The 26,686-nt window shown below is 69.4% G+C and carries 27 protein-coding genes and 1 pseudogene; 19 read left to right on the top strand and 9 right to left on the bottom strand.

Translation table 11 applies throughout. The features are described from left to right. From KBY81_RS11035 to KBY81_RS11015, 5 genes are all read left to right on the top strand, one after another. On the top strand, positions 1 to 929 hold a 929-nt coding region (locus tag KBY81_RS11035; protein WP_315858520.1), incomplete at its 5' end, for an esterase-like activity of phytase family protein. Further along, positions 926 to 3,148: a PhoX family phosphatase gene (locus KBY81_RS11030; RefSeq protein WP_254976511.1), complete on the top strand. Its 2,223-nt coding sequence runs from the start codon at positions 926 to 928 to the stop codon at positions 3,146 to 3,148. The genes KBY81_RS11035 and KBY81_RS11030, both read left to right, overlap by 4 nt. 33 nt (positions 3,149 to 3,181) lie before the next feature. Continuing rightward, a complete protein-coding gene (locus KBY81_RS11025; RefSeq protein ID WP_254976510.1) occupies positions 3,182 to 4,297 on the top strand; it encodes a UDP-2,3-diacylglucosamine diphosphatase in 1,116 nt (371 codons plus the stop codon). A 110-nt stretch (positions 4,298 to 4,407) separates the two neighbouring features. After that, entirely contained in the window at positions 4,408 to 5,556 is a 1,149-nt protein-coding gene (locus tag KBY81_RS11020; protein WP_254976509.1) for a glycosyltransferase, read from the top strand. A gap of 231 nt (positions 5,557 to 5,787) precedes the next feature. Further along, positions 5,788 to 6,021, top strand: a complete 234-nt coding sequence (locus tag KBY81_RS11015) for a FeoA family protein (RefSeq protein ID WP_106220171.1) — start codon at positions 5,788 to 5,790, stop codon at positions 6,019 to 6,021. Between the two features lie 28 nt (positions 6,022 to 6,049). Here the strand turns inward: KBY81_RS11015 and feoB are convergent, their stop codons facing one another. Both feoB and KBY81_RS11005 read right to left on the bottom strand, forming a co-directional pair. After that, positions 6,050 to 8,011, bottom strand: a complete 1,962-nt coding sequence (gene feoB / locus KBY81_RS11010; protein ID WP_254976508.1) for a ferrous iron transport protein B — start codon at positions 8,009 to 8,011, stop codon at positions 6,050 to 6,052. A gap of 67 nt (positions 8,012 to 8,078) precedes the next feature. Then, entirely contained in the window at positions 8,079 to 8,606 is a 528-nt protein-coding gene (locus tag KBY81_RS11005) for a ferritin (RefSeq protein WP_254976507.1), read from the bottom strand. Between the two features lie 190 nt (positions 8,607 to 8,796). On the opposite strand from KBY81_RS11005, the gene KBY81_RS11000 reads away from it, so the two are divergent. Then, the gene (locus tag KBY81_RS11000) at positions 8,797 to 9,012 is read left to right on the top strand and encodes a hypothetical protein (RefSeq protein WP_254971629.1); all 216 of its coding nucleotides are present in this window, start codon (positions 8,797 to 8,799) and stop codon (positions 9,010 to 9,012) included. Between the two features lie 87 nt (positions 9,013 to 9,099). Here the strand turns inward: KBY81_RS11000 and KBY81_RS10995 are convergent, their stop codons facing one another. Continuing rightward, the gene (locus KBY81_RS10995; protein ID WP_254976506.1) at positions 9,100 to 10,002 is read right to left on the bottom strand and encodes an alpha/beta fold hydrolase; all 903 of its coding nucleotides are present in this window, start codon (positions 10,000 to 10,002) and stop codon (positions 9,100 to 9,102) included. 25 nt (positions 10,003 to 10,027) lie between these two features. Continuing rightward, positions 10,028 to 11,011 carry a GTP-binding protein gene (locus KBY81_RS10990; RefSeq protein ID WP_254976505.1) on the bottom strand — a complete coding sequence of 328 codons (984 nt, stop codon included), beginning with the start codon at positions 11,009 to 11,011 and terminating at the stop codon, positions 10,028 to 10,030. A 270-nt stretch (positions 11,012 to 11,281) separates the two neighbouring features. On the opposite strand from KBY81_RS10990, the gene pstS reads away from it, so the two are divergent. After that, a complete protein-coding gene (gene pstS, locus KBY81_RS10985; RefSeq protein WP_106220176.1) occupies positions 11,282 to 12,289 on the top strand; it encodes a phosphate ABC transporter substrate-binding protein PstS in 1,008 nt (335 codons plus the stop codon). Positions 12,290 to 12,718: 429 nt separating this feature from the next. Here pstS and KBY81_RS10980 read toward each other — a convergent pair whose 3' ends face one another. After that, a complete protein-coding gene (locus KBY81_RS10980) occupies positions 12,719 to 13,048 on the bottom strand; it encodes a CsbD family protein (RefSeq protein ID WP_219903969.1) in 330 nt (109 codons plus the stop codon). Between the two features lie 358 nt (positions 13,049 to 13,406). After that, on the bottom strand, positions 13,407 to 17,423 hold the full coding sequence (locus KBY81_RS10975; RefSeq protein WP_254976504.1) for a magnesium chelatase subunit H: 4,017 nt from the start codon (positions 17,421 to 17,423) through the stop codon (positions 13,407 to 13,409). Between the two features lie 138 nt (positions 17,424 to 17,561). On the opposite strand from KBY81_RS10975, the gene dapB reads away from it, so the two are divergent. From dapB to KBY81_RS10950, 5 genes are all read left to right on the top strand, one after another. Beyond that, positions 17,562 to 18,428 (top strand): 4-hydroxy-tetrahydrodipicolinate reductase, encoded by an 867-nt coding sequence (gene dapB / locus KBY81_RS10970; RefSeq protein ID WP_254971638.1) that lies wholly within the window; start codon positions 17,562 to 17,564, stop codon positions 18,426 to 18,428. 19 nt (positions 18,429 to 18,447) lie between these two features. Further along, complete coding sequence (locus tag KBY81_RS10965) at positions 18,448 to 19,095, top strand: hypothetical protein (protein WP_106220180.1); 648 nt, start codon at positions 18,448 to 18,450, stop codon at positions 19,093 to 19,095. A gap of 64 nt (positions 19,096 to 19,159) precedes the next feature. After that, positions 19,160 to 19,420, top strand: a complete 261-nt coding sequence (locus KBY81_RS10960) for a high light inducible protein (RefSeq protein WP_106220181.1) — start codon at positions 19,160 to 19,162, stop codon at positions 19,418 to 19,420. A 97-nt stretch (positions 19,421 to 19,517) separates the two neighbouring features. Beyond that, on the top strand, positions 19,518 to 20,759 hold the full coding sequence (locus KBY81_RS10955; RefSeq protein WP_254976503.1) for an FAD-dependent monooxygenase: 1,242 nt from the start codon (positions 19,518 to 19,520) through the stop codon (positions 20,757 to 20,759). Further along, positions 20,680 to 20,892: a DUF2949 domain-containing protein gene (locus KBY81_RS10950; protein WP_106220230.1), complete on the top strand. Its 213-nt coding sequence runs from the start codon at positions 20,680 to 20,682 to the stop codon at positions 20,890 to 20,892. The genes KBY81_RS10955 and KBY81_RS10950 overlap by 80 nt, the downstream gene beginning before the upstream one ends. A 3-nt stretch (positions 20,893 to 20,895) precedes the next feature. Here KBY81_RS10950 and KBY81_RS10945 read toward each other — a convergent pair whose 3' ends face one another. Next, a complete protein-coding gene (locus KBY81_RS10945; RefSeq protein WP_106220183.1) occupies positions 20,896 to 21,435 on the bottom strand; it encodes an adenine phosphoribosyltransferase in 540 nt (179 codons plus the stop codon). 80 nt (positions 21,436 to 21,515) lie between these two features. Here KBY81_RS10945 and KBY81_RS10940 point away from each other — a divergent pair, with 80 nt between their 5' ends. The 5 genes from KBY81_RS10940 (at position 21,516) to KBY81_RS10920 (ending at position 24,248) form a co-directional block, all read left to right on the top strand. Continuing rightward, positions 21,516 to 22,070 (top strand): DUF3038 domain-containing protein, encoded by a 555-nt coding sequence (locus tag KBY81_RS10940; RefSeq protein ID WP_106220184.1) that lies wholly within the window; start codon positions 21,516 to 21,518, stop codon positions 22,068 to 22,070. Between the two features lie 22 nt (positions 22,071 to 22,092). Beyond that, complete coding sequence (locus KBY81_RS10935; RefSeq protein WP_106220185.1) at positions 22,093 to 22,725, top strand: DUF4335 domain-containing protein; 633 nt, start codon at positions 22,093 to 22,095, stop codon at positions 22,723 to 22,725. Positions 22,726 to 22,835: 110 nt separating this feature from the next. Beyond that, complete coding sequence (locus tag KBY81_RS10930) at positions 22,836 to 23,081, top strand: hypothetical protein (RefSeq protein ID WP_015108440.1); 246 nt, start codon at positions 22,836 to 22,838, stop codon at positions 23,079 to 23,081. A gap of 10 nt (positions 23,082 to 23,091) precedes the next feature. Continuing rightward, positions 23,092 to 23,469 (top strand): hypothetical protein, encoded by a 378-nt coding sequence (locus tag KBY81_RS10925; protein WP_219903974.1) that lies wholly within the window; start codon positions 23,092 to 23,094, stop codon positions 23,467 to 23,469. Positions 23,470 to 23,726: 257 nt separating this feature from the next. Continuing rightward, positions 23,727 to 24,248 carry a hypothetical protein gene (locus tag KBY81_RS10920; protein WP_254976502.1) on the top strand — a complete coding sequence of 174 codons (522 nt, stop codon included), beginning with the start codon at positions 23,727 to 23,729 and terminating at the stop codon, positions 24,246 to 24,248. Here the strand turns inward: KBY81_RS10920 and KBY81_RS10915 are convergent. Continuing rightward, a complete protein-coding gene (locus KBY81_RS10915; protein WP_015108444.1) occupies positions 24,182 to 24,343 on the bottom strand; it encodes a hypothetical protein in 162 nt (53 codons plus the stop codon). The genes KBY81_RS10920 and KBY81_RS10915 overlap by 67 nt on opposite strands. 162 nt (positions 24,344 to 24,505) lie before the next feature. On the opposite strand from KBY81_RS10915, the gene KBY81_RS10910 reads away from it, so the two are divergent. Together KBY81_RS10910 and KBY81_RS10905 are read left to right on the top strand one after the other, a co-directional pair. Next, positions 24,506 to 25,012 (top strand): tryptophan-rich sensory protein, encoded by a 507-nt coding sequence (locus tag KBY81_RS10910; RefSeq protein ID WP_254976501.1) that lies wholly within the window; start codon positions 24,506 to 24,508, stop codon positions 25,010 to 25,012. Continuing rightward, a complete protein-coding gene (locus KBY81_RS10905; RefSeq protein WP_254976500.1) occupies positions 24,978 to 26,519 on the top strand; it encodes a bifunctional aminoglycoside phosphotransferase/ATP-binding protein in 1,542 nt (513 codons plus the stop codon). Before KBY81_RS10910 ends, KBY81_RS10905 begins: the two co-directional genes overlap by 35 nt. Here KBY81_RS10905 and KBY81_RS10900 read toward each other — a convergent pair. Further along, positions 26,516 to 26,686 (bottom strand): annotated as a pseudogene (locus KBY81_RS10900) (DUF4912 domain-containing protein); the annotation flags it as partial. The gene KBY81_RS10905 and the pseudogene KBY81_RS10900 overlap by 4 nt on opposite strands.

The raw sequence follows: 26,686 nt of genomic DNA, 5'->3' as shown, positions 1-26,686 counted from the left end.
CCCGCCTGCCGCGCCGCGGGGCGGACGGAGCCCAGCTGGGCGGCTACTCCGCCGCCAGCTACGACAGCCACCGCGATGGGCTGCTGCTGCTCAGCGATGCCCCCCGGGGCCGGGTGGACGCCTGGAGCGGCGTGCGGCAGCTGGGCCGGGGGCCGCTGCGGCCCCTGTTCCGGCTGGAGCTGAAGGGATCGCCCCAGGCCCCGCTGCCGGAGGAGATCGACGCCGAGGGGCTAGTGGTGGTCGGCGAGCGGCTCTGGGTGGCCAGCGAGGGGCGCCGCAGCGCCGCCCGGCCGGCCCAGCTGCTGGCCTTCGATCGGAGCAGCGGCGTGCTGCAGCGCGCCACCCCCCTGCCCGCCGACTGGCAGCCGGCCCCGGGGCAGGGCCTGGGCGCCAACCAGGGGCCGGAATCCCTGGCCCTGCTGCGCCGCCCGGGGCGGACGGACGTGCTGCTGATGGCGGCGGAGTCTCCCCTCCGGCAGGACCCCCCCGCCCAGGTGCGGCTGCTGGGCTGGTCGCTGGAGCCCACCGGGCCGAAGCCCAGGGCCCTGGCCCGGCTGGCCATCCCCGCCGGCGAAGGCTGGGGTCTGACCGACCTGCTGGTGGTCGATGCCCCGGGGCCCTCACCGGCCCTGCTGGCCCTGCTGCGGCGCTTCCAGGCCCCCGCGCGATGGCAGGTGCTCCTGGCCCACTACCCGCTGCCGGGCGAAGGGGCCGATCCCGGGGCGGTGCTGGAGCCGCTCCAGCAGTGGGATCTGATCGCGGCCGGCCTCCCCCCCGACAACTGGGAGGCCATGACCCCGGGGCCCGACCGGGGCGATGGCCGTCCCACCCTCCTGCTGGCCGCGGACGACAACTTCAGCCCCCTGCAGGACAACCATCTGGCCCTGCTGGCACCACGCCGCAGCGCCCCCTGCCCCCCGAATCGATGAACCGACGCGACCTGCTCTCCCTGCTCGGGATCGGGGCCTGCTCCTTCGCCGGCGCCGTGCTGCCCACGGCAGCCTCCGGGAGGGCGGCAGCCCCGAAGGCCGGTGGCGCCCCTACGCCGAACCCCCCGTTCCCGACCGTTCCCACCCCCCTGCCGGTGCCCAGCGACAGGCTGGATGCAGAGGAGCAGCGCCGCCGTTACGCCCGCATCGAACTGGAGGACCGGCTGGTGCTGCCGGAGGGCTTCCGCGCCGATCTGATCGCGGTCTGGGGAGATCCGCTGGCCGACGGCCGCTTCGGCTTCAACAACGACCACCTCTCCTTCCTGCCCCTGGCGGCGAACCGGGCCCTGCTGACGGTGAACTTCGAGTACATCAGCGCCCGGACCTGGCGGCAGGGCTACGCCGAGGCGGTGGGCGGGGAGCTGCCCTTCGACGCCGTGAGCGACGCCCTGGCCGCCCGGGGCGGCCGGGTGGATGCCGCCAGCCTGGCGGCGGGCGACCCGCTGCTGGAGCCCATCCGCCAGCTGGCGGCTGCGGCCATGGCGGATCTTGGTGTGGGCGTGATCGAACTGGAGCGGGAGCCGGGCGGCCCCTGGCGGCGTGTACCGGGTCGCTTCGATCGCCGCATCACCGGCCTGAGCGGCTGGCGCGACCCCGACCGGCGGCTGCGCAGCTCGGGGCCGGCGGCGGCCGTGTTCCGCCGCCGCGAGCGGCTGGGCTACGACGACGGCCTCGGGGACGCCATCATCGGCAGCTTCGCCAACTGCGCCGGCGGCGAGACCCCCTGGGGCACGGTGCTGAGCGCCGAGGAGAACATGCAGAGCCAGGTGGCCGAGGCCGTCCATGCCGACGGCTCCTCGGTCTCCCCGGCCGCCCGCCCCTTCGCCTACGACGGCCAGCGCCTCGACGGGCTCGGCAACCCCTTCGGTCTGGCGGGGAACAAGTACGGCTGGATGGTGGAGCTCGACCCGCGCCGGCCCGATCGCCCCGCCGTGAAGCACAGCTGGCTAGGCCGCTTCCGCCATGAGGCGGTGGCCGTGAAGGCCGTTACCGGCCAGCCCCTGATCGTCTATTCCGGCTGCGACCGCCACGGCGGCCACCTCTACCGCTTTGTCAGCGACGCGCTGATCCGCGACCCGGCCGACCCGGCCAACTCGGAGCTGTTCAGCGCCGGCCGGCTCGAGGTGGCCCGCTTCGATCCGCCCGGCGCCAAGGGCGGCGAGGGCCGGGGGCGCTGGCTGCCCCTGGAGCCCAGCACCCCGGTGGCGCCGCTGGGGCCCGGCCACTTCGCCCGCCACGGCGTGGAGCAAGCGGTGCTGCTGCCCCACAGCGACCGCCGCAGGCCCGGCTCCGAAGCCTTCTCCAGCGACGCGGCCGTGGCGGCCTACCGGCGCCGGTACCGCACCCTGGCCGACCTCTACCCCGGGGAGGGGGAGGAGCGGATGGGGGCGATCCTGATCGATGCCCACCTGGCGGCCTGCGCCATCGGCGCCACCCCCGCGGCCCGGCCCGAGGACACGGTGATCGATCCGCTCAGCGGCGAGCTGCTGATCGCCTTCACCGCCGGTGGGGGCAGCGACGACGGCCGGGCCGACCCGGCCATCTTCCGGGGGCCCGATGGGCAGGCCAGCTGGCCCTACGGCTGGATCATGGGCCTGGCCGACGACGGTGCGGCCCGGGGCGGCTCCTTCCGCTGGCGGCTGGTGGCCACCGGCGGGGCCCCGTGGCAGGGGGGCATGGGCTTCGCCAATCCCGACAACCTCGCCATCGACCGGCAGGGGACCATCTGGATGGTGACCGACCGCTCGACGAAGTCGGCGGATCTCGATCTGTTCGGCAACAACAGCTGCTGGGTGCTGCCCAGCCGTGGCCCCCGGGCCGGTGAGGCCTTCTGCTTCGCCACCGGACCGATGGAATGCGAGTTCTGTGGCCCCTGTTTCGACGCCAGCGAATCCACCCTGTTCCTGGCCGTGCAGCACCCGGGCGAGGACCACGGGACCCGCGCCTCTGCGGCAGCCCGTGAAGCCCAGGCCCACCGGCTGGTGGATCGCTCCGGCCGGCCCTTCGAGCAGCTGCGCTGGGTGCCCCTGGGCTCCAACTGGCCCTCCGGCGTCCCCGGCCGGGCCCCCCGCCCCGGGGTGGTGGCGATCCGGCGCCTGGCGGGTGGGCCCCTGCTGGGGCCTCAGGCGGTGCCGGTGTCGAAGCATGGCTCGATCTGATCGAGGTCCCCGTCCACCTCCCTGCCGACCGTTGTGCTCAGCTGCGACGCCCTGTTCATCTCCGACCTGCACCTGGGCTCCAATCAGTGCGAGGCCGGCCATCTGGCGGCCTTCCTGGAGTGCATCCGCCCGAGAACGCTGTTTCTGGTCGGCGACATCATCGATCTGCAGGCGATCCGCTTCAACGCCCATGTCGATGCGTCCTTTCTCACCGATCGGATCGACGCCCTCCTTACCGGGGGCCGCGGAGATCCACCAGCCAGCGAGGCCCTGAAGAAGACAGGGCTGCTGCGGGCTTCCCATCGCCGGGTGATCGAGCAGTTCGAGGCCCTGCACCGGGCGGAGGTGGCGATCGTCTACATCCCCGGCAACCACGACGCCTACCTGCGCCGTCACGCCGGCCTGGAGCGGCCCGGCTTCGCCATCCGGCGCCAGACCGTCTACCGCACCCCGGCGGGGCAGCGGCTGCTGGTGCGCCACGGCGACGAGTACGACCGGCTGATCCGTTTCCACGCCGATGCCGCCGAAGGGCTGGCCCGCCTGCAGGAGCGCTACAGCGCCGGCATCAACGGCCTGCTGTCCCCCTTCACCCGGCCCGCCGCCGGAGCCCAGCCGGCCGGGTGGAACGCCGAGGCAATCCTGCAGAGCGCCGTGGATCTGCTGGCCAGCCACCGGGAATGGCCCATCCCGGTGAGCCGGGGCCTCAACTCCTCCGGTGGTTTCTCCCTGGCCTTCGTGCTCGAGAGTGCCCTCAAGAGCCGCACCGGCCACGACCGGCTGATCAAGCGCGGCATCGTCCGGCATCTGCAACGGGAGCGGCACGGTCCGGAGCCCCTCGACGGGCTGATCAACGGCCACACCCACATCCCCGAAGCCACGCCGCTGGCCCTGCAGGAACCCTCCGGTGACGACCGGGGCCCCTGCCACATCACCTACTACAACACCGGCAGCTGGGCCCGCAGCCAGCGCCGGCTGGGGCGCACGGCGCTGGTGGTGGCCCCCAGCGGCCATGTCGGCATGGTGCGCTTCGACCGGCGCCGGGGCATCGAGCCCTTCCAGCCACCCCGCTTCCCCTTCAACACCTATCCGATGCGGCCCTGCCCGGGCTGCGGCCTGGGGGTGGCGCACCTGGAGGCGACCGGTGCGTGAGGTCCCAGGGATTGGGGACCGTGCACCTAAAATCCTGGGTCGATTCGCACCGGCTGAATGAACCTGCAGGGCCTCAGAATCCTCCGACCCGCAGCCAGGGACACCAACGCGTGAGAGTCGCCATCCTGGCCAACCGAGCCAACAGCTTCTACCGGCCCATGGCGGAGGGACTGGAGCGCATGTTCAGGGAGATCGGCGTGGACAGCCGCCTCCTGTACGACGGTCTGGAATCCCTTCCACGCAAGCAGAGAGCAGAGGCGGGGAAAGGGGCGAACTGGAGAGGACGGCTGTTTCGATGGGCCCAGAGAAGCGCTGCGTGGCTGAGCTACCAACGGCTTCTGCGCAGCCTCAGAACCGTTGACATTGTCGTCATCGTGGGTCACATGCCGGGCGCCTATTTTGAACTCCTTTTTGATGACGATCGCCTGCGCCGTGATGTGCCTCACCTGCCGATCGTTCTCTATGACCTGGTCTATCTGGGCAGCCGAGCCGACTGGGTGAAGTGGATCCACGACGGTGTGGCAAGCAGACGCGTTCCCAGGGGCAGGCACTGGGGAACCAACCGCTATGACCACCATCTCTGCATCACGGAAGTGTCCGAGTTTCCTGTGTTGCCAGGCGCGCAAAGGTATTCGCCCGTAGGAATCAACATGATCGATCCTTCCCTGGCTCTTGAACCCAGGGAGATCTGTGCTCTGATTGATTTCGAGCGTCCCGAGCACCTGCCCGAGCGGGCCATCCAGATCCAGGCGTGCCTCGAGGCCGGCATCCCCTTCAAGGTGCTCCATGGCAGCTATTCCATGCAGGAAATCCGGACGATCTACAGGAGCTGCAGCCTCTATTTCGTCGCCCACTGCGAATCGTTCGGACTGCCGATCTGTGAGGTGCAGGCCTGTGGCGGCATCATTCTGACGCCCTATGCCCGCTGGTGCCACGCCCATTACCTGGAGACACCGGAGCCGGGCTGCAGCGGGCGATTGCCGCAGAACTTCATCGTCTACAACAACGACAGTCAGCGGCTGGTCCGCGAGCTGAACCGACTCAAGCGCGACTACAACGCCGAAACGGCCCTGGAGAATTTCAAGCGAGACCAGCCCCACTTCTACCGGGGGAATGCCACGGAACTGGCCCGCTTCATGGCCATGGTTGACGATGGGAGTATTCATTCCGCCTCCCATCGCGATCATCCGACGCTGGGGCAGCTCGCCGAAGCCGTAGAGGCCCTTGAGGCTGGGCCAGATGAACGAGGGGCGTCTTGAAGGAGGGGCGTGGCTCCGCAGGACGATGACGGTCTCCTCCCCAGTGGACCCAGGCCCAGATCGGACTGGCACGGCATCTCCAGCACCAGGAACTTGAACGGAGTCGGCTCTACAGAAGGATGCAGGATGTGGAGCGAAGCAAGATGCGGATGGAGCAGGACCTGACCGTTTCGCTGCGGCAGGGGTGCCGTCGTGAGCGGACCTAGGGTGGAGTCCGACGGAAGGTTGACCATGCCCCTCAGTCAGGTTCCAGCGGGCACCAGAGTTTCGATCGCCTCCCTGCCGAGCCATCCCGGCCTGCAGCGTCGGCTGCAGTCAATGGGTGTGCGGCCGGGGGTGGAAGTGGAGGTGCTGCGGCGCGGCAAACCCGGTGGCCTCCTGCATCTGTCCAGCGGGCTTCTGGAATTCATGCTCCGCCCCGAACATGCCGCCGAAATGGACGTCCATGTGATCGCTCCACACTGATCAGCGCCGAACCGTCAGCGCCGAACGGTCAGCGCAGGGACAGGATCAATCCCCCACCCTGATAGACGAGGAAGGCCAGCACCCACGCCAGCACGAGGGACCAACCCAGGGACAGCAGGGCGAAACGGCGACTCCGGGCTTCCTGGATCTGGGCCGCCACGGTGCCCAGGCAGGGGGTGTAGAGCAGCACGAAGGTCATGAAACTCAGGGACTGCAGCGGCGTGATGGCGTTCTGGATCGCACCGCCCAGGCCGGATTCGGTGGTCCCGTAGATCACGGCCATCGCTCCCAGCAGAATCTCCTTGGCAATGAAGCCAAAGAACAGGGAAACGGTGAGCTCCGGGTTCATGCCGATCGGCCCCAGCAGCGGCTGGAAGAGCGCTCCGATGCCTCCCGCAAGGGTGCGGCCCGATCCCTCCGCCGCTCCTGGTGGAAGGTTGGTGAGCAGCCAGATGGCAGCGGCACCCACGATGATGAACACGCGGGTGGTGACCAGAAAGTTCAGCATCGAGGTCCAGCCCCGGCGCAGGATGGTGGTGAGGCTGGGGGCCCGGTAGGGGGGCAGCTCCAGCACGAAGGCTTCCTCACTGGGAAAGGCCCGCCGGAACACCAGGCCCGTGATCACGGCGGCCAGGAAACTCATCCCATAGAACCCGAACAGCACCAGCCCAGGCGCCCACCAGGGCCGGGGGAAGAACACGCCGGCCATGAACAGGAACACGGTCAGCCTGGCCTGGCAGAGGGCGAAGGGGATGCACAGCATCGCCAGCAGTCTCATGCCCCGATCCCGGATCACCCGTGTTCCCATGATCGAGGGCACGTTGCAGCCGAACCCCATGACCTGCAGCACGAAGGCACGGCCATCGAGCCCCAGCCAGCGCATGAAGCCATCCATCAGAAAGGCGGCACGCGGCAGGTAGCCCGAGTCCTCGATGATGGCCATGAGCACGTAGAAGACGAAGATCAGGGGCAGGAAGGTGGCCACCGTGCTCACCCCCAGCCAGAGGCCGTCCAGCAGGAAGCGCCGCAACCAGTCAGGCGTGCCCAGCCCCTGCAGAACGGGCTCCAGCCCGCTGGCCTGGATCCAGTCGAGCCCCGTTCCCAGCAGCTCCTGCAGCGGAGCGGTGACCGCATAGAGCACCTCGAACACCGCCAGGACGAGGCCCAGGAACAGCACCAGGCCAACCAGGGGATGGAGCAGCACGCGATCCGCCAGACGGGTGCGGCGATTCAGCAACCGTTCCGGCAGCGTCACGTGACGGGCCACCAGATCCCGCAGTTGATCATCCACAGCCTGGAGCTCGCCCTGGCCGGCCGGCGGCGACCAGCCAGCCGCGCTGGAGCTCTCGCCCCACTGATGCAGCTGCTCGATGAGCGCGGCGATGCCCTGGTTGTGCTTTGCGCTCACGGGGAGCACGGGCAGGCCGAGGTCCTGCGACAACCCCCGGTGATCGATCCCGAGGCCGAAGCCGCGGGCCTCATCGCTCATGTTCAGCGCCGCCACGACCGGCAGTCCCAGCTGCTGGAGCTGCAGCAGCAGGCGCAGCTGGCTGGTGATCTGGCTGGCATTGAGCACCACCAGCACAAGATCCGGAGGCGTGTGGCGCAGAAAGCGCTGCACCACGGCCTCGTCTTCGCTGCTGCCGCTCAGATCGTGGATCCCCGGCAGATCCACCAGCTCGTAGGTGGTGCCGTTGCGGTCCGGCGGCATCGGTCCCCGCAGCAGCTCCACCGTCAGGCCGGGCCAGTTGGCAATCTGCGCATGGCCGCCCGTGAGGCGGTTGTAGAGCGTCGACTTGCCGGTGTTGGGCATGCCCAGCAGGGCGACCTGCCAGCCGGAGCCCCGTCGCCCGGCTCCCCCGGGACCATGGCAGGAGCCGCTGCCACCCCAGCGCCAGCCCGCCCGTCGCGGCGGTCGATCGTCCGGGCGATCGCCGCAGGAGGGACAGGACTCGGCCGTCCCAGGGGCAGCGCCCTCAGAAGCGGGCATGGGCACAACGGGCGGGCGGATTCAGCGGAATCGGGACAACACGGTCGCGGGATGCGGTCAGCAAGGCTCAGGCACCGTTGGCGCCGCTGAGGCCGCCCTTGACGTGGGCCAGGGCCGTCCCCTCGAGGAACTGCTGGTCCAGCAGCAGCAGGGCGGCACTGTTGTCACCGGCCAGCCGCAGGCGCTTGCGCACGAACCGGGCCTCGGCCTCCTCCTGGAGCTGCTCGGCCACGAACCAGTCGAGCATGGCCGTGGCACTGCGCTCGCCCACGTCCTCCGCCATGGCGTAGAGACGGTTGATGGAGGCGGTGACCCCCTTCTCCATGTCGTAGACCCGATCGAACAGCCCCTGCACCGACGGCCAGCTGCGTTCAGGCGCCTCGATGGTGGGCAGCTCCACCTGTTCGTCGCTGTCGACCAGGTAAGCAATCATGCGGGCCGCATGGTTGCGCTCCTCCTGGCTTTTCTCGAGCATGTAGGTGGAAAATCCGGCCAGATCCTTTTCCCGCAGCCAGATCGACATGGCCAGATAGGTGTGGCCGGCCTGAAACTCTGCGGCCAGGTGTTGGTTGATCGCGGAGGTGAGCTCTTTCACAGGCAGGGCAGGGATGTCCTTCCAACACCTAGCCAGGCCATGGCGGCGAAGCCGCCCCGATCTCACACTCTGATGTGACATTGGTCACCGTCTCCCTCCAGCGTCAGCAAAGGCACCGTCTGTTGTGTGCTTCGCCTACATCGACCCGCCAAAGATCGACAGATTGACGGCATCCATGGGCAGGCCAGCCATGACCAGTCTTCCCTCTTCCGAGGATGAAGCCCAGCTGCAACGCGTCCTCTCCCTCACCCACCAACGGGACTGGTGCATGGAGCGCCTGTCCCAGCTGTCTCTTGATGGCCGCATGGAGGAGGCCAGGGCGATCACGGCCGAGCACCTGGAGCTGCTGGTGACTCTGGATGCCCGCCGCAGTCTGTGGGTGCGCATCGAGAGGGACGGCGGCTGAGGGGTGCGGCGGCCGGATCGCCAACTGCAGGGCGATGTCCTGCATCGTTCCCGTGGAGCGGCAGCTCGCTCGGGGCACGACGCCGGCTCAACCGTGCTGCGGATCCGGAGCCTCCAGCAACCGCCGTCCCAGCAGGGCGCCGAACTCCTGGTGGAGGCCGAGCCGGCCGGGTAGGCGCATCACCCCATCGGCAGCCTCGGCCAGAAGCTCCATCTCCCTGGTGGAGCGGGGCGGGGCCGCCGTCGCCAGCACCACCTCAAACGGACAGTGCAGACCGCGGGCCTGCTCCAGCCACCAGCCGCTCTCGCCGGCGGCATCGAGCCCGCCGCTGACGAAGGCGGCACTGGCGAAGCGGGAGCCGGGTCGCCGGGCCAGCCGCTGCTGCTGCCGCAGGCGATCCGGCGTCAGCAGGCCCGGATCCAGCCACACGTGCCGTCGCAGCATCAGCCGGAGCATGGCCCGGCTGGTGTTCAGCCGGTAGAGCGCCGGGCCGATCAGCGGCAGGGCCACCAGCCGCCGCAGCCAGCCGAAACGCCCCGGCGACCAGCCCGTCATCGTCGGCAGGGGCCCCCGCCAGGTGGGCGCCACCGCGACGAAGCGGCTCCAGCGGTCGGACCACTTGCTCGCCAGGGCCAGGGCCAGGGGGGCGCTGTGCCCGGCGGCCACCACGGTGAGGGGACCATGCTGGCGGGCCTCCAGGTCGGTGAGGACCGCCTCCAGGCAGCCGACCAGCAGAGCGGCGTCGTAGGCGAGCGCCGGACGGTCACTGTCACCGAAGCCCGGCCAGTCGAAACTCACCAACTGGACCCGGTCCTGCACGGCCGTGACCAGCGGTTGCCACTCGCTGCGGCTCGACACGGTGCTCAGGGCCGGCAGCAGCAGCCAGAGGGGAGCACCCTTCGGCCCCCGGCGCTCGATCACGATCTGCAGCCGTCGGCCGCCCAGCTGGACCTCCAGCGTGTCGACCGCGCCGCCGAACACCGCCGTCATGCGAACCCCTTGCGGCCGGTGGGGCTCATGGTGCCACCACGCAGGCTTCCAGCTGGGCCCGCAGGCTGGTCGGGTCCAGATCGCGGCCGATCGCCACCACCCGGGTGTGGCGCGGAGCGTCGTCGGGCCAGTCGGAATCATCGATGGTGAAGCGCTTGCCGCAGAGGTGGAACAGGTGGCGGCGCTCGCTTTCGCGGAACCAGAGCACCCCCTTGGCCCGGAAGACGGTGGCCGGAAGCTGGTTGTCGAGAAAGTGCTGGAACCGGCGCAGATCGAACGGGGCCTCCACCGCCAGGGACGCCGAACGGAAGCCCTCCAGCTCGGGGGTATGGGCGTGATGGTGGGCGTGCTCGTGATCGTGGTGGTGGTGGTGGTCGTCCTCCGCGGCCTGCAGGGCCACCAGCCGATCGGTTTCGAACAGGCCCACGCTCAGCAGCATGGAAAGCGGCACGCCGGCGTGATCGGCGCGCAGCAGGCGGGCATCGGCCTTGATCGCCCGCAGGCTGGCCTCCACGGCAGCCAGCCGCGCCTCGTCCACCAGATCGCACTTGTTGAGCACCAGGATGTCGCCGTAGACCACCTGGGCCCGGGCGATCGGGCTCGTGAAGGCGGTGGCCTCGAAGTGTTCGGCATCGATCAGGGTGATGATCGAATCGAGCCGCAGCCGGTCGCGGAAGTCCCCGGCCAGAAAGGTCATGGCCACGGGCAGGGGATCGGCCAGGCCGGTGGTCTCCACCACGATGAAGTCGATCGGGTCGGGGCGTTCCAGCACCCGGAGGACCGCCTCCTTGAGCTCGCCGTTGATCGAGCAGCAGATGCAGCCGTTGCTGAGCTCCACCATGGCGTCGCTGGTGGCCACAACCAGCTCGTTGTCGATGCCGATCTCGCCGAACTCGTTCACCAGCACGGCCGTGCGCACGCCTTGCTGGCGGGAGAGGATCCGGTTGAGCAGGGTGGTCTTGCCGGCGCCGAGAAAGCCGGTGATCACGGTGACGGGGATCTGGACCATGGGGGTCGGGACGGGCAACCACACCGCCAAGGGAATGGCTGATAACGGTTCTCATTCTGGACCTTCACGCCCCGCCGCGGCTCCAGCCGATGCAGGGCCGCCATGAACCGGCCGGGACAGCCGCAGACGGACGCTCCGGCGACGTTTCACGGGACGTTTCAGCGGATGCTTCGTGGAGTGTTCAATCCTTGAACACCCGTTAACCTCCTCATAACACAAACGGTCAGAACGGGTTGCTATTCATAACTTGCCCCCAAATTGGCCATTCTGATGACCTTCGCGAAGAAGGCCCTGATCCTCTCCGCTGCCGGCGCCCTCACGGCTGGTGTGGCGGTTCCTGTGATCGCCCAGAGCAATTCGATCAACGGGGCCGGGGCCAGCTTTCCGGCTCCGGCCTATCAGCGCTGGGCCGTTGAATTCGCCAGGGAAACCAAACGGCAAGTGAACTACCAGTCGGTGGGATCCGGCGCCGGTGTGCGCCAGTTCCACGCCGGCAGTGTCGATTTCGGCGCCACCGATGAAGAACTGAGTGCCTCCAAAGGGGAGTTCACCAAGGGCGTGACCGCCCAGCGCGGCGCCCTGCAGATTCCAATGATGGGCGGCACCGTCACCCCGGCCTACAACAATCCCGGCTGCAAGAACCTCAAGCTCACCCAGCGCCAGCTCGCTGACATCTTCCTCGGCAAGATCCGCACCTGGGACCAGCTGAAGTGCGGCAGGGGACCGATCAACGTGGTCCACCGCTCTGACGGTTCCGGCACCACCTACGTGTTCACCAACTCCCTCTCCTGCTTCTCGCCCGAGTGGAAGTCGCGGGTGGGAGCCGCCAAGGCCGTCAAGTGGCCCGTGGGCGTCGGCGGCAAAGGCAACGAGGGCGTGGCCGGTCTGATCCAGAACACCCCCGGCTCCATCGGTTACCTCAACCAGGCCTTCGTGAAGGGACGGATCACCCCGGCGGCTCTTCAGAACCGGGCCGGCCGTTTCGTCCTGGCCAACGACGTCACCGGGGCCGCCGCCCTCAATGGCATCAAGCTGGATGCACGCCTCGGCGGTGAAGACTGCAACCCGGCTGGCGCCAACGCCTTCCCGATCGCCTCCTTCACCTGGGTGCTGGCCTATCAGCGCGGCAATGGCGACAAGGTGGGCACCATCCGGCAGTTCCTGAACTGGGGCCTCTCGCCCAAGGGCCAGGCCATCGCCAAGCAGCTGGACTACGTGCCCCTCACCGGTGCCGTCCTGGCCCGGGCCCGCGCCGAGGTGGCCAAGATCGGCCGTTGATCCTGGCGTCGCTTCACACCGCAGGTGTTGTTCAGGGGGCTTCGGCCCCCTTTTTTTTCTGGAGACCATCCTGACCTCAGCCCAGGTTGGAATGCGGCGACGGGGTGGTGGTGGACCCTATGGGGAAGACTCTGAGCTTCTGGATCCCAGCCAGCCCGTCGTCCTTCTCCTTCGGTGAACGGGCGGGTGAATGCATCCAGCAGGTGCATCCGACCATCCCATCAACCTCAGCTGAACCAGCTGACACGACAAGGAAGCAGGAAGAATCCGGGGAGTGATGGACTCCCCGGCATGGCCTTGGCCCGGGTTGAATCGGTACGACGGCGAGTGATCGTGGTGGATCAGTGTCTCACGTGTTACCCAACACCTGTCAGAATCACTCTGGAAAGGCGGGACACGATGGGTTCCCAGCAGGTGGCGGCCGGCTGACTATTCGGTGGCGTCTTCAACCTTCTTGGCAGCCTTGTTGGCTTCCTCTCTCACTTTGGCCTCCGCCTTCATGGCTTGGGCCTGCACCTGCTTGGCTTCTCCTTTGATTTGCTGGCCCTTGTCGCCGGTGAGGGAGCCGACGGCGGACTGGATTTTGCCCTCAGCATCTTTGGCTGCGGCATCAATTTTGTTGGACATGGTTCTCAGGGGTTTAGGGAGTGGGGCTGGGTTGTTCGTCGATGCCATTGCCGGTGGCTGAGCTGGCAAGGAGGCCATCAGCGTTGCCTTTGACTTGACGGCGATGCGTTGAGCCTGGATGTCAACGCTCACGGATCGTTTGCCGTGCAATGGCATGACTCCGTCCTACGCAGGAATCGGGGCGCCGGACGGCTGACACCGAAGCCGCCGGAGCTGCAGCCACGGCCAAGGAGGCAAACCCCTGCGCCCACGGCCCTTGCGGGGACGATTAAGATTTATGTGGATATGGCAAGCCAGATCTCAGTGCAGCAGATCTGCTGCTAATGGAACTTCTTCGGCATGGATTCGGGACGGCAGGGGCACCCTCCCTTGCCCATGCACAACAAACCATCGGCCCCCAGGACCTCCTGCCAGTGCCGCACGCCGCCATCGACACGGACAGGACCGAGGGGGCCACCCGCGTCTGGCCCCTGCCCCCTGGCCTGCTCGATCAGCCCTCCTTGGTCACCCCTTCGATCCGGTCCTCGATTTCCTGGTAGATCTCCTGGAGCTGGGCGATGTTCTCGTCGGAAGTTTCCCAGTAGCCGCGGCCATTCACCTCCAGCAGGGTGCCGACGATGCGGCGGAAGCTGTGGGGGTTGAGGTCCATCAGCCGCTTGCGCATCTCCGGGTCGTTGATGAAGGTGTCATTGGCCTCCTCATACACAAAATTGTCGACCGCACCGCTGGTGGCGCTCCAGCCCAGGGTGAAGTTGAGCCGCTTGGCCACCTCCCGCACCCCTTCGTAGCCGGAATCCAGCATGCCCTCGTACCACTTGGGATTGAGCAGCTTGGTGCGTGAATCAAGGCGGATGGTTTCGCTCAGGGAGCGCACCTGGGCATTGGCCGTGGTGGTATCGGCGATGTAGCTGGTGGGGGTCTTGCCGTCGTCCCGCAGTCCGGCGATCAGCTTGGTGGGATCGGAGTCGAAGTAGTGGCTGACGTCGGTGAGGGAGATCTCGGCCGAATCCAGGTTCTGGAAGGTGACGTCGGCGGTCTTCATCGCCGATTCGAACACCTCCCGGTTCTGGTTCATCTCGCCGGGGTTGTCGGCATTGAAGGCGAAGGTCTTGCGGGAGAGGTACATCTCCTGCAGTTCGCCCTCCTCCTCCCAGGTGCTGTTCTCCACCGCCAGGTTGACGTTCGAGGAGTAGCTGCCGCTGGCATTGGAGAACACCCGGGTGGCGGCCTCCCGCAGGGAGATGCCCTGGGCGGCGGCCTGCTCCTGGCTGTGCTTGCGCACGAAATTCATCTCCAGGGGCTCGTCGGCTTCGGCGGCCATCTTCACCCCCTGGTCGATCAGGGCCATCTGGTTGATGAACAGGTCGCGGAAGACCCCGGAGCAGTTCACCACCACGTCGATCCGGGGCCGGCCCAGCTCCTCGAGGGAGATGAGCTCCAGCTTGTTCACCCGGCCCAGGGAATCGGCCATGGGGCGCACACCGATGAACCAGAGGATCTGGGCCAGGGATTCGCCGTAGGTCTTGATGTTGTCGGTGCCCCAGAGCACGCAGGCGATCGTTTCCGGCCAGGCGCCCTGCTCGGCCCTCTGGCGTTCGATCAGCCGGTCGACGACCACCTTGGCGGCGGCGATGGCGGCCCGGGTGGGGATGGCCTGGGGATCGAGGGCGTGGATGTTCTTGCCGCTGGGCAGCACGCCGGGGTTGCGGATCGGGTCACCGCCGGGTCCCGGCAGGACGTACTCCCCATCGAGGGCCCGCAGCAGGCTTTCCATCTCCATGTCGGCGCAGATCTGCTCCAGGCAGAAACGCAGATAGGCGAAAGTGCGGTCGAGCTCGGGGACATCCACATCCGGGAAGCCGGCCTGGCGGCAGGCGCTCAGCCAGGGGGAGGGCAGCCGGTAGCCGAAGCGCTCCAGCAGTTCGAAGAACCAGCCGAAGTTGCGGCGCAGGGTGACACGGCCATCGGCGCCGGTGACCTCCTTGACCATGGCACCGACGGCGGCGCGGCAGGTTTCGGTGATCACCCGGTTGAGCTCCACATCCGCCAGGACCCCTTCATCGTTGCCCCGGTACACCTCGGCGATGGTGCGGCCGCGGCTCTCGGCCAGCAGCCCCGGCAGGGAACGCAGGCCGTCCTCCTCCCGCTCCAGGGCGGCGATGCTCACCAGGGTGGCGATCGCCTCTTCGGCGGTGGGGGGCTTGCCGATGGTGTGGAGGCCGCAGGGCAGCAGCCGGCTTTCGATCTCCATCAGCTGGCGGTACACCGCCCCGACCACGCCATCACGGGCGTCGCGATCCAGCTCCGCGGCGTCGGCCTCGGGCAGGACCACGTCCTTGTCGAGGTTGCACTGGCGGGCCGTCTCGATGATGGCGTTGACGATCTGCACACCCCGGGAGCTCTCCCGCAGCTGCTGGTAGGAGCCCACCAGCTCGCCCAGCTCCTTGAGCCCCTTGTAGAGGCCGGCGTTCTCCGCCGGCGGGGTGAGGTAGCTGATCGTGGAGGCGTAGCCCCGCCGCTTGGCAATGGTGGCTTCCGAGGGGTTGTTGGCGGCGTAGTAGTAGAGGTTGGGCAGGGCGCCGATCAGGGAATCGGGGTAGCAGGTTTCGCTCATGCCCATCTGCTTGCCCGGCATGAACTCCAGGGAGCCATGGGTGCCGAAGTGCAGCACGGCGTCGGCGCCCCACACCTTCTCCAAATAGGTGTAATAGGCGGCAAAGCCGTGGTGGGGGCTGGCGCTGCGGGAATAGAGCAGGCGCATCGGATCGCCCTCGTAACCGAAGGTGGGCTGCACCCCCACGAACACGTTGCCGAAATGGCGGCCGTAGATGAGCAGGTTGGTGCCGTCGGAATTGAGGTTGCCGGGGGGCTTGCCCCAGTTCTCTTCGAGACGCTCGGAATAGGGGGTGAGCCGCTCGTACTCCTCGACGCTCATGCGATGGGCGATCGCCAGCTCGGGGGCTCCTTCGAGGGCCTCCGGATCGCTGAGCACCGCCTCCATCAGCTCCTTGGGGGTGCGGGGCATCGCGTCCACCGTGTAGCCCTTCGCCTTCATCTCCTCCAGCACCCGGAAGATCGAGCCGAAGACATCGAGGTAGGCGGCGGTGCCGACGTTGCCCTTGTCGGGGGGGAAGCTGAACACGGTGATCGCCAGCTTCTTCTCGGCGCGGGGCTTGATCCGCAGCGAGGCCCAACGGATGGCCCGCTCGGCGATCGCATCCACCCGGTCCTGCAGGGTGTGGGCCTTGCCGGTGGCGTCATCGCGCCCCGACAGCACGATCGGTTCGATGGCGCCGTCGAGCTCGGGGATGGCGATCTGCAGGGCCACCTGGACCGGGTGCAGCCCCAGGTCGCTTTCCTCCCATTCCTGGGTGGTCTGGAACACCAGGGGCAGGGCCACCATGTAGGGCCGGTTGAGCCGCTTGAGGGTCTCGATGGCCTTGGGATGGTCCTGGCGGGCCGGACCGCCCACCAGGGCGAAGCCGGTGAGGCTCACCACCCCGTCCACCAGGGGCTGGTCCGGGTTGAGGGGGTCGTAGAAGAAGGAGGAGACCGGCCGGGAGAAGTCGAGGCCGCCGCAGAACACGGGGATCACCGTGGCACCGCGGTATTCCAGTTCCTGGATCACGGCCACGTAGTGGGCCTCATCGCCGGTGACGATGTGGCTGCGCTGCAGCACCAGGCCGATCACCGGTCCTCGGCGCGCCTTCTCGCTCAGATCACTGCGGCTGGCGCTCCAGTTGAGGTACTCCTTGAGGTCCTCGAACATCCCCGGGGCCAGCGGGTGCCAGATGCCCAGGTCCGGGAAGACCACCGGGTCGGCCACCGTCAGCTGGGGCCGGCCCAGCTCCGCTTTGCCGAACACGTAGCGGTCGGCCAGCATCAGCAGGAAGTTGCGCAGGTTGTCCGGCGTTCCCCCCAGCCAGTACTGGAAGCTGAGCATGAAGGAGCGGGCGTCCTGGGCCTTCTCCACCGGCAGGTACTTGAGCACCGTCGGCAGGGTGTTCAGCAGCTTGAGCATGGCGTCCTGGAAGCCCGCCCCATTGGCCTCCTTGCGCTTGCGCATGAACTGGGCGATGGCGCTCTTGCTCTGGCCCAGCTGGGCCATCGAGAAGGTGCCCAGCTTGTTGAGCCGCATCACCTCCGGCATCGACGGGAACACCACCACCGCCTTGAGCCGGTCGCGGTGGGGGGCCACGGCGTCCACCACCTTCTGGGCCAGGTCCTCGATGAAGATCAACGAGGCGATGAACACATCGGCCGCCGCCACGTCGGCGCAGAAGTCGGCGTAGTTGGCCGGGTCCCGCAGCTCCTCGATCAGATAGCCGCTCAGTTCCACCGCCAGGGGACCGTTCTGGTCGTTGAGGCCGGTGGCGGCGGTGGTGAGGGCGTTCTGGTACTGGGGTTCGAGCACCACGTAGACGGCCTTCATCACCACCCGGTCGTTGGCGCCATCGGTGGGGGCAGGGCTGACCCGGCGGCTGGCGGAACGGACCTGCGTGAACATGCGGCGGATGCGTTGAGCAATGTGAAGCAGCCTACGGAGCTCCCGCCGGGGACGCGATCGGTTGCAGCGCAGCGTTACAGGCTGCAGCCCTGGCGGCGGGCCGGGCCACATAGGCTCGCCTGGAGTGGTAACTGCCCGATGAGCGCGATCTCCCCGTCCCCAGCAGAGCCGGCACCGATCCCGGTGGTGGTGGCCGGGGCCCTGGGCCGCATGGGCGCCGAGGTGATCAAGGCGGTGCTGGCGGCCCCCGACTGCACCCTGGTGGGGGCGATCGACACCACCCCGGGCCGGGAAGGGGAGGACGTCGGGCTGGCCCTGGGGCTGGGGGAACTGGAGGTGGCGATCAGCGCCGACTTCGAGGGCAGCCTCTGCCAGGCGGGCCAGGCGGTGCGGCAGTCCGGCCCGGGCGGCGGCGCGGTGCTGGTCGACTTCACCCACCCCAGCGTCGTCTACGAGCACTGCCGCGGCGCCTTCGCCTACGGCGTCCATCCGGTGATCGGCACCACCGGCCTGCGCCCCGACCAGCTGGCGGATCTGGCCGCGTTCGCCGAGAAGGCCTCCATGGGCGGGGCGGTGGTGCCCAACTTCTGCGTGGGCATGGTGCTGCTGCAGCAGGCGGCGGCGGCGGCGGCCCGCTTCTACGACTACGCCGAGCTCACCGAGCTGCACCACAACCGCAAGGCCGATGCCCCCAGCGGCACCTGCCTCAAGACCGCCGAGCTGATGGAGGAGCTGGGCAAGACCTTCAACCCCCTGCAGGTGGAGGAGCACGAGAGCCTGGCGGGCTGCCGGGGGGGCCTGCGGGAGAGCGGCCTGCGGCTCCACTCGGTGCGACTGCCCGGGCTGGTGGCCCACCAGGAGGTGATGTTCGGATCGCCCGGCGAGACCTACACCCTGCGCCACGACACGATCGATCGCAGTGCCTACATGCCCGGGGTGTTGCTCACGGTGCGCAAGGTGCGCCGCCTGGGCGGCCTGGTCTACGGCCTCGAGAGGCTGCTGTGAGCCACCGCCCCGTGGACCGATGCTGATCCCCCTCAAACCCGGCGAACTGCTGCGCCTGATTCCGGCGGTGGCCACCGGACCCCAGTTCACCGCCTGCAGCGGCGACCCGCGCAAGCTGCTGCAGCGGGTGCTGATCTCGGTGATCGGCGGGGTGATCGCCCTGCTGATCAGCCAGACCCTGCTGTTCCGCAGCCAGGCCGGCCCGGTGTTCCTGGTGGTGGGCTTCGTCTTCCTTCTCTATGTGCTGTGGGGGCCGATCCTGGAGGCGGGACGCCGCAACGCCGTGCTGCGGCGCTACCCGGCGGCCGCCATCTTTGAGGGGGTGGTGGCCGACCAGTTCCGGCGGGAGGTGGTGGAGAACCGGCGGGAGCAGGCCAACCGCCAGGGGCGCCTGGAGCTGGTGGAGAACCGCCGCACCTGGCTCTGCCTGGAACTGGAGGACGAGGACGGCTACCTGGGCCAGATCCGCTTCCCCCTGGAGAAGAAGCATGAGCAGATCCGGCGCGGCATGGTGATCCGCTGCCTGGTGCTGAGTGAGCGCAAGGACTTCTCCCGCATCGGCGCCCTCTCCGATGGCTGGCTGCCCCAGGTCAAGCAGTGGGTGGGCGAGTACCCCTATCTGCTGCGGCCGGCCTTCGAGGAGCTCTGCCTGCGGCGGCTCGGGTGAGGACGCTGGACGCATTCGAAACAATGCGTTACAATTCTCGCAACACTTCTCAAGGAGTTCTCCCATGACCGCCGCAGCCCCCACCGCCCTCGATCGCTCCGCCATCCGCGGCGCCACCGTCACCACCGAAGACGGCGGCCGCCTCAACGCCTTCGCCACCGAACCCCGCATGGAAGTGGTGAGCGCCGAGAGCGGCTGGGGCTTCCACGAGCGCGCCGAGAAGCTCAACGGCCGCATGGCCATGCTCGGCTTCATCGCCCTGCTCGCCACCGAGTTCGCCCTGGGCGGCGAGGCCTTCACCCGCGGCCTGCTCGGCATCGGTTGATCGCGGCTCCCCCTCGGGGGACAGCCTTTCTCCGGTCCGCCGTTCACGGTGGACCCCTTCGCCGCAGCAGACTTTCTGTTGCGGCTTTTCTGTGGCCATGCCCGCTTTGCTCCACGCCCGGATCCGGGGCGCCGGCCCCACCGGCGCCCTGGCGGCCCTGGCCCTGGCCCAGGCCGGCTGGCGGGTGAGCCTGCACGATCCCCTGGCCCCGGAGGCGCTGCAGGCCCGGGAGCGGGCCTACGCCTTCACCCACTCCAGCCGGGAGCTGCTGCAGCGCCTAGGGCTCTGGGGTGACCTGCGGCCCACCCTGGTCCCCTTCCGCCGCCTGCACCTGCGCGATGTGGCGGCGGGGCGTGATGTGCGCTTCGAGCCGGTCGACCTGGGCCAGGCCGACGCGGTGGGCTGGATCGGATCGCACCGGCCCCTGATGGCCCTGCTGCTGCGGCGCCTCGGCCAGCACCCCGCCGTCCGTCTGGAACTCGGCAGCGAGGTGCCCTCCGCCGCGACGAACGACCCGGACGGTGCCGACCTGCTGGTGGCCGCCGATGGCCCCGACTCGCCCAGCCGCCAGGCCCTGGGCATCGGCCAGTGGAGCCGTCCCTACCGCCAGGCCTGCCTGACGGTGCAGGTGGAGATGCGCGGCTGTGCCGACGACGAAGCCTGGGAACTGCTGCGTCCGGAAGGCCCCTTCGCCGTGCTCCCCCTCGGCGGGCGACGCTTCCAGCTGGTCTGGAGCGCGCCGGCGGCCCGCTGCCGCCAGCTGGAGGCCCTCGACGCCCCGGCCTTCCTCGACCGGCTGGCGGGGGCCCTGCCGGACCGGCTCCAGCCCGATGCCCTGCTGACGCCGCCCCGGGCCTTCCCGGTGGCCCTGCAGCTGGCCAGGCGTCTGCATCGGGGCCGCACGGTGCTGGTGGGGGAGAGCGCCCACCGCTGCCACCCGGTGGGCGGCCAGGGGTTGAACCTCTGCTGGCGGGATGTGGCGGTGCTGCAGCGGCTGGCGGAACGGGCGGCTCGGGGCACGCTGTCACCCCGCCGCATCGGAGCGGCCTACGGGCGCCGCCGCTGGCCCGATCTGCTGCTCACCCTGCTGGCCACCGACCTGCTGGTGCGGATCTTCTCCAACCGCCACCGCTGGCTGCTGCCCCTGCGCCAGCTGGCCCTGGCCTGCCTGGCCCGCGTCGACAGCACCCGGGCCCTGGCCCTTCTGGCCATGACCCAGGGACCTTGTCGGCTGCGCCGGCCGCTTGCAGCATGGGGGGATGGTGATCAGCAGCTCTCCCCAGCCCCTGCCCTCTCCGGCCATGGTGCGCTTCCTGCGCCATCAGCTCGGCCTGAGTGAGAACGCGCTCCAGCTGGGCATCCGCCAGTCCCAGCTGGAACAGGCGCCGCTGCCGGCCGTGCTCTGGCGGTTCGGCCTGATCAGCCTCGAGCAGTTCGACAGTGTCCTGGCCTGGCAGGACCAGCAGGGCTGAGGCTCAGCTGTAGATGATCAGGGACTCGATCGGATGCTCCTGGGGCAGCCGGCTGCGGCCGTCGAGGGCGGCCAGTTCCGCCAGGAAGCCGAAGCCGCAGAGTTGCCCCCCCGCGGCCTGCACCAGCTCGCTGCAGGCCGCGGCGGTGCCGCCGGTGGCGAGCAGGTCGTCGACGATCAGCACCCGTTGGCCGCCCTCGAGGGCATCGCTGTGGATCTCCAGGCGGTCGGTGCCGTATTCGAGGCTGTAATCCACGCCGATCACCGCGCCGGGAAGCTTGCCCGGCTTGCGCACCGGGACGAAGCCCACACCCGTGATCGTGGCCAGGGCCGTGCCGACGATGAAGCCGCGGGATTCGATACCCACGATCAGGTCCGGCTGCACGCGCTCACAGAGCAGCCCCAGCAGGCGGATGGCTTCGCCCCAGCCCTCGGGATCCCGCATCAGGGGCGTGAGATCGCGGAAGAGGATGCCCGGCTTCGGAAAATCGGGAATGTCCCGGACCCAGGTGCGCAGATCGATCGAAGAAGGGCTGCTGGCCATCGTGCTGCAGGGTCGTGCTGGTGAAGGGACCGGTACCGGCGACGTGACGGATGGACGGCGCCGCTGGCATCATCGCAGTCATGGCCAAGGACACTTCGGAAGCGGCGATTCAGGACCGCTCCTCCCGCCCCCTGCCCCGCCGGGGTCTGGAGCGTCTCGATCTGATGCTGCTCTGCATGGAGGCGCTCGACCTCAACGGCGGCGAAGCGATGGTGTGGATGAGTGAGCAGCTGGGCTATGCCGGCCTCTTCCCCAACCGGGTGGAGCTGTGGAAGCGGCGTTGCCACAACCCCCTGCGGCGCTCCTGCCGCCGCGGTGAGGTGCCCGTCGCCGAGACCGATGCCCTGATCCGCATCCTCTGCGTCATGGCCGACCGCCTCTATCCGATGCTGCGTTCCCTGCTCTCCAGCAGCGAACCGGAGACGGTGGCGCAGGAACGCTGGGCCCTGTTCCAGGGGCGGCTGGGGGAACTGGTGCAGGAGCGCATGAACCCCCGCCGCAGCGGCGTCCAGAAACTGCTCGATCCCGACGACGGAGCCGCCCAGCGGCTCCAGCTGGTCCAGGGCCTGAGCCTCTGCGCCGGCCAGGGGGGCTTCGAGCGCATCAAGGCGAGCCTGATGGACGCGGTGGCGTGACGGCGGCCGCAGCAGACCCCCCATGGTTCAGAGTTCCGTGATGAAGCAGAGCCTCGTCTTCGATCAGCTCAGCTGCCGGCTTCAGGTGGAAGGTCTCCCCGACGTCTCCATCGGCCAGAGCGGCGCGGCCCTGGGCATCATCACCGGCTGGACCCTGCAGTGGCTGGGCCGGCCCCAGCTGGAGGGGCGCCGTGAGCACCTCCAGGCCCTCATGCAGGTGGTGCTGCCCTACGCCCGCCACCTGATCAGCGGCGTGCGCCGCGAGTTCAGCGTGGCCGGGGAACCGGTCGACATCGGCCCCCACCCCGACGGCGGCCACCGGCTCCTGCTGCGCAGCAGCCAGCCCGACACCCCTCCCCTGGAGGTGCGCCTCGACGATGCGGAACTGGCGGATCTGGTGCGGGTGCTGGATCTGCTGCGGCTCGATCCCCGGGTGCAGCTGCCCCTGGCGATTCCCGATCCGGAGCCCCTCGGGCCCAGGGAACTGATGGAGCGGATTCCCCTGCACCGTCGCCTCTCGGCGCCCGTGGGCGGCGCCGCAGCCCTGGCCGTCTCGGCGGCGCTGGTGCTGCTCCTGCCTCCGCCCGCCGTGCCTCCCGCGCCGACGCCGGCAGCGCCGGCGGCCCAGCAGGCCCCGGCCACCCCGCGGCCCTGAGCCACCACCGGGCGGCGAGCGGTTGACGTCGGCCCGGCACTGGTCACACTGGGGGCGACCATCCAGCGCCTCCACGGCCATGCGACGGCCTCAACGATGGGGATGAAACCTTGGGCATGACCTGGTCGGAACTGCGCCGCCGGGTGGCACGGCTCGGGGCTGCCCTGGATGTGGTGGTCCGCAGCGATCCGGAGGTCTGCGGCCTGAGCGGTTCCCATTTCCACCTGACGCTCCACCACGGCGGCCAGGGGGACTGCACGGTCAACGACCTGTCCCTGATCGATTGTCCGAACGAGCTGGTGCTGATGGAGTTCGAGCGGTGGATGCGGGGTGCCGGCTATCCGCTGGAGCCCTGACGACCCCGCCATGCCCCACACCCCCTATCCGCTCCATCTGCCGACGCCGAGGGGACCGACACCGGGGAAGGGCCTGGAACTGCGTCGCCGCCGGCGCCGTCCCTCCTCCCGCTGGCGGCAGGTGCTGGCGGGCCTGCTGCTGATCGGCGCGGGAAGCCTGATCCTGGCCGGGCTGATGCAGCTGCCGGAACGGCTGGATGCGCTGCTGCTGGTCAGCAATGCCATCGCCAACCTGATCGGCGGGCTCAGCCGGCTGAGCATGGGCATCCTGCAGCTGGGCAGCGTCATCGTGGTGGCCCTGCTGGCCCTGATGGCCCTGCTGCTGCTGGTGGGCGGCGGCGTCCGTCTGGTGCGGGGACTCACCGCCCGGCCGCGCCGTCCCTCCTGAGGCGGGGGCACCACGACCGGAAGGGGCCGCGGGGTTCCTTCAGTGGTGCAGCTGCTGGAACCAGAAACCGACCAGCTGCCAGGACGACAGCAGGAAGATCGCCAGGATCAGCCAGTTGACCCAGGCGGGCCGTTCGCGGTTCTCGAACATGGCGGCGGGGGAGTCGCGTCCTTCGCCCTGATCCTGCCAGTGCGCCCGGTCGGAGCAGGGCCGCGGGACGGCTGGTGGCACAGAACGGCTGTCAGCGTTCCGCCCCCATGCCGAGCGACCACGACTCCGGCCCCGCCTCCGGCGCCCTGCTCTCCTGCCTGGGGTTTCCCGGCTGGGGGGGATTGCACCTGGTCGTCCCCAGCCGGGGGCAGCCTTTCGCCCTGGCCCGGCGCCTCCGGCTCTGCCAGCGGAGCGAGGGGGCCGACGGGGGCCAGCTGCTGCCGGCCCTGCTGCGCCTCCACCGCGACCTGGAGCCCCTCAACCCGGCCCAATGGCCCTGGGCCGGGGAAAGCGCCACGGCCTGGCCGCGGACCTGGGGGCATCGCTACCTGCTCATCTGCCGCTGGGGAGCGGCCACACCGCTGCGCATCGCCGCCTGGCAGCGACAGGGGGACGCGGGGGGCTGGACACGGCTGTGTCCGCCCATCCCCCTGTCCTGCTTCGGCGAGCGCTTTCCCGCTCCGCCAGCCGACGGGCCGGGCAGGGCGCCCGGGGGGACGGATCAGGAGACGACCAGGGCCACACCCAGACCCACCACCATCAGGGCGATGGCCCCCACGGCCCAGTAGGCATGGCTCTGGGCATCCGCCCTGGTCTCGCCGATCACCATCGTGCCTTCGTCGGCGTAGAGGTTGTCGTGGTTCTCGAGGTCGTGGGTGTGCATGGGGCCTCCAGCAAGCTCGTCGGACCCGTCCACCGTAGGAACGCTGGACGGGCCGGTCCGCCGGCGCGACGAACCGACACTCCCGCCCCCACCACCCGCCATGGCCCCGGCCATGGACGGCTCCCTGGCAGGGCCCAATAATGCGCGTGTCTGCAGAGTCCCGTGCCGCCCTGGCTGCTGATCCTGATCGCCGTTCTGGTGATCACCCTGGTCGTCAATCCCACGGAGCGGGATTTCGTCTGGTATCGCAGCCTCCGGCGACCGGAGTGGATCGGCCGGCAACCCTGGGTCGCGCTTGTCTGGCCGCTGATCACGGTCTGCTTCTACGGCTCGGCGGTCGCCTTCTGGCAGTCGACCGTCTCCTGGGGCTGGATGGGGGCCTACGCGGTCCTGCTGGTGCTGCTGCGCAGTCCCCACTGGCTGATCTGCCGCCTGCACAGGCTGACCGCCGGCCTTCCCTTCTGGCTGCTGAGCTGGACGCTCACGCTGGTGCTGGCCCTGATCGTGCGGCCCGCCTCACCCCTGGCCTCGGGGTTGCTGCTGCCGGCCCTGCTGTGGACGCCGGTGGAGGCCTCCATTGCCCTGCGGATGGTTGGATTGAACCGCAAGGAGCACCGGAGCGGCCGTGGACCCGATGATCGCCGCCCTGCTCGATCCCGGCGCCTATGACCACCCGGTCGAGCGGGTCGAGTGCCTGGAGACCCACATCTCCTGGGTCCTGCTGACGGGAACCATCGCCTACAAGATCAAGAAGCCGGTGAACCTGGGCTTCGTCGATTTCTCGACCCCGGAGCGGCGCCGCTGGTTCTGCCAGGAGGAGCTGCGGCTCAACCGCCGGCTGGCTCCGGACCTCTACCTCGGCCTCAGCCCGATCCATGGCCCGCCCGAGCGGGCCCGCCTGCACGGCAGCGGGCCGACCCTGGAGCTGGCCATCCGCATGCGCCAGTTCCCCCAGAGCGCCCTGCTGGGGGCCGTTCTGGAGCACCAGGGTCTGGGCGCCGACCAGCTGGAGCGGCTGGCGGATGACCTGGCGGCCTTCCACGCCGCCGCCGCGGTGGCCCGCCCCGACGATCCCTACGGCGCACCGGAGCTGGTGAAGGCGCCTGCCGTGGCCAATCTCGAGGTGCTGGCGGCCAGCGGGGCTGCGGTCGCGGCGGAGGTGGCCGCCCTGCGGCAGTGGACGGAGGAGAGCTACGAAGCGCTGCGGCCCACCTTCGTCCTGCGCCGCAGCCAGGGGCGCATCCGCGAGTGCCATGGGGATCTGCACCTCGGCAACCTGCTGCTGGAGGGGGGGCAGATCCGGGTCTTCGACTGCCTGGAATTCAGCCCCGAGCTGCGCTGGATCGACGTGTTCAGCGACCTGGCCTTCCTGGTGATGGACCTGGAGCACCACGACCGACCCGACCTGGGGGCGGTGCTGCTCAACCGCTGGCTGGGCCGCTGCGGCGACTGGGGCGGCCTGCTCACCTGGCGCTGGTACCGGGTCTACCGCTCCCTGGTGCGGGCCAAGGTCTGCGCCCTGCGCCTGCGCCAGCCCGACCTCGACCCCGGCACGGCGCAGGGACTGAAGCGGGACCTGGAGCGCTACCTGCTCGGCGCCCGGGACACCACCGGGATCCCGGCCCCGGCCCTGGTGATCACCCATGGGGTCTCCGGCAGCGGCAAGAGCCACCGGGCCCGCCAGCTTTGCCGGCGACAGGGCTGGATCCAGCTCAGCTCCGACGTGGAGCGCAAGCGCCTCTTCGGCGCCTGGGGCCAGGGGGAGTCGCCCCCCCTGCACGGGGATCCCTACCGCAGCGAGGTGAGCGACGGGCTCTATGGGCAGCACCTGCCGGAGCAGGCGGACCGCATCCTCACCGCCGGGTACGCGGTGGTGGTGGATGCCACGTTCCTGGGCCGTGACCAGCGCCGGCGGATGGAAGATCTGGCCCGACGCTGCGGCGTGCCGTTCCTGATCCTGGATTGCCGCTGCACCCCGGAGCAGGCCAGGCGGCGCATCGAGGAGCGCCGGCAGCGGGGGAGTGATCCCTCCGACGCGGACGCGGCCGTGCTGGAGGCCCAGCTCCGCAGCCGGGAGCCCCTGGAGGAGGGGGAACGCCGGCACGCCCTGGAGGTGGGGGCGGAGCTGACGGCCGGGGATCTGGTTGCCCGGGTGGAGGAGCGGCTGGGGGCCTAGAACCACTCGGCCACGGAGGCCTCGCGGGTGTTGACGTTGGCTTCCGGCGTGGAACGGCGGAACTCCATGGTGATGCTGCGCTTCTGCTCGCCATCGGCCGCCAGGGCCTCGATCGGGTAGAGCTGCTGGCCGTCGCGGAAGGGCACCTGCACCCGGAAGGTGCCGTC

This window comes from Cyanobium sp. Lug-B (genome assembly GCF_024345635.1).
GTDB classification, from domain to species: domain Bacteria; phylum Cyanobacteriota; class Cyanobacteriia; order PCC-6307; family Cyanobiaceae; genus Cyanobium; species Cyanobium minutissimum.
Note: the sequence above shows the minus strand (reverse complement) of the source record. Positions and strands in the feature narration are given on the sequence as shown.